Origin of the sequence: Bacillus sanguinis (assembly GCF_018332475.1) — a bacterium.
Taxonomy (GTDB): domain Bacteria; phylum Bacillota; class Bacilli; order Bacillales; family Bacillaceae_G; genus Bacillus_A; species Bacillus_A sanguinis.
Genome location: NZ_BOQB01000442.1, coordinates 1 through 2,412, shown reverse-complemented (window position 1 = coordinate 2,412; position 2,412 = coordinate 1). Strand labels below are relative to the sequence as shown.

2 protein-coding genes and 1 other RNA gene are annotated in these 2,412 nt (G+C 35.0%); 2 read left to right on the top strand and 1 reads right to left on the bottom strand.

Annotated elements, in window-relative coordinates; translation table 11 throughout:
* The first annotated feature begins 184 nt into the window (after window positions 1–184).
* Both smpB and ssrA read left to right on the top strand, forming a co-directional pair.
* Complete coding sequence (gene smpB, locus KI369_RS27400; protein ID WP_212958744.1) at window positions 185–652, top strand: SsrA-binding protein SmpB; 468 nt, start codon at window positions 185–187, stop codon at window positions 650–652.
* A gap of 125 nt (window positions 653–777) precedes the next feature.
* Window positions 778–1,132: a transfer-messenger RNA gene (gene ssrA / locus KI369_RS27395) on the top strand.
* 316 nt (window positions 1,133–1,448) lie between these two features.
* Here ssrA and KI369_RS27390 read toward each other — a convergent pair.
* Entirely contained in the window at window positions 1,449–2,216 is a 768-nt protein-coding gene (locus KI369_RS27390) for a GNAT family N-acetyltransferase (protein WP_212958742.1), read from the bottom strand.
* Window positions 2,217–2,412: the final 196 nt, after the last annotated feature.

Below are 2,412 nucleotides of genomic sequence, written 5' to 3'. Positions count from 1 at the left end.
GAGCCACTTTCGCTTTTTAATGTAATCCAGCTACAGTGGCTAGAATGTTCGGTGGCTTCGCTTCTTCCCGAGAGGCAAAGAGCGCCTCAAGGTCAGAAGCTCCATCCACCTCACATTCTGAACGAGCCACTTTCGCTTTTTATTAACATTTGTTACAATAGTAAAAATAGAGGAGGGACGTTATATGCCAAAGGGTTCAGGTAAGGTTATTGCACAAAATAAAAAAGCTTTTCATGATTATTTCATCGAAGAGACATACGAAGCAGGGCTTGTCCTTCAAGGAACGGAAATTAAGTCGATTCGCGCTGGTCGCGTGAACTTGAAAGATGCGTTTGCTCGTGTACATAATGGAGAAGTATGGGTTCATAATATGCATATTAATACGTACGAACAAGGGAATCGTTTCAATCATGATCCACTTCGTACGAGAAAATTACTTCTGCATAAAAAAGAAATTGATAAGCTAGCGGGAGCTGCAAAAGAAACAGGTTACGCATTAGTTCCACTAAGAATCTATTTAAAAAATGGATTTGCAAAAATGGCACTTGGTTTAGCAAAAGGTAAGAAACAATATGATAAACGTCACGATTTAAAAGAGAAAGAAGCTAAACGTGAAATTGCACGCGTGTTCCGTGATCGTCAAAAGATGTAATACAGATATTTACATTTGTAAAACGGCGCGCGTATGTTATAATAACTTATGTAAGATTGTTGCACATTGAAAAACAGCTCTTAGTAGCTATCACGATATTTCTTCGTATGCTCCATTTCTATCATGGGGACGTTACGGATTCGACAGGGATAGTTCGAGCTTAGGTTGCGAGTCGAGGGGATCGGCCTCGTTAAAACGTCAAAGCCTATAATTGGCAAACAAAACAATCTTTCTTTAGCTGCTTAATTGCACTAAAGGTTCCTCCCTCCATCGTCCATGTGGTAGGGTAAGGGACTCAAACTAAGTGGACTACGCCGGAGTTCGCCGTCTGAGGACAAAGGAAGAGAACAACCAGACTAGCAACTTGGAAGCCTGTCGATAGGCTGAAGAGTTCGCGAAATGCTAATATATCGACTACACTCGTAGAAGCTTAAGTGCCGATATTTTTGGACGTGGGTTCGACTCCCACCGTCTCCACCAATACATATTTGGTGGTTTTTTTATTTTTATAACAGGAAGCGTAACTTTGCATAAAATGCAGGTTTATGCTTCCTTTTTTGTTATGCAAAGATATGCTCCTTGGAAGTAATTTTAATTAATGTTGTTTTAGAATAAGGTTTGTCCAAATTAAGCAAATAACCTTGATAAACAAAAAAGAAAAAGGCGTGTTTTGAAAAAAGATTGGTCAAAACACGTCCTTAATATTTTCCATTAGCTTATTTTTTTATAAAAAGTTGGATCATTTCCCATCTATGTTGCTCAACAATCCTATCCTCTAGCTAAATGAGAAAACTCCTTATTCAAATACAACCATTTCTCCGACATCCATAAATCCAAATCGTTTATAGATATTTTTACCATCATCTGAAGCCTGTAATACAACTGGTTTTTGTTTATCCGTTGTTTGATTTAGAAGAAATTGAAACATTTCACTGCCAATTCCTTTCCCTCTAAATGTTTCTTTTGTCATCACATCATAAATACCATAACTATCTTTGCTTTCTATTAATAAACCAGTGGTTACAGGCATTTCATCTATGCATCCAATAAACATTTGAACTTCTGAACCTAATTTTACTTGTGAAAATTTATTAAAGTAACTTTCTAATGCATTTTTTTCTGGTGTACCCTCAAATAAGCTTATGAATACGTCTATATATTTTAAAAGTTCTTCATTATTTTTCACATTAGTAATCATAAGTTGATTGGAAATTCTTTGACCAACATTAAGAGTATTTTCAAGCTTCATCATCACATTACGTTCCGCTTCTTCTAGGTCATATTCTTGCATAAGTTTTGCCCAATCCTCGGTTAAATACTGAGCATCAATCCAAATACTAAAGGGATATTTTTTATATGAAAAATTATCGATTCCATGTCTAATCTTACCTGCATTTTTGATATTTGGAGATTTCGGCAATACTACATTGAATGTATCGGTAGGAATGTCTGTATTTGCTATGATGAAATCTTCTTCTTTTGTAAGTTCTCCACTAACTGCATGAGTAAATACTTTTAATTTTTCTTCCAAATTGTTTATGACTAATTGTTGATTTGTAATCATGTTTTTGCACCTTTCCAATTAATTTAGCGCGCTGTTTTTTTATTATAAGGTTAATTAAACACTAAATATACTGTGTTCACAGTATTTACATCCTCCCATAATATTCAGAAAACTCCAGAGTGATTTGATTTCTAGATTTAAAGTAATAGAAAAAATATCGTATTTTGTTTTGTAGTTTTATAAAATGCTTATGTTG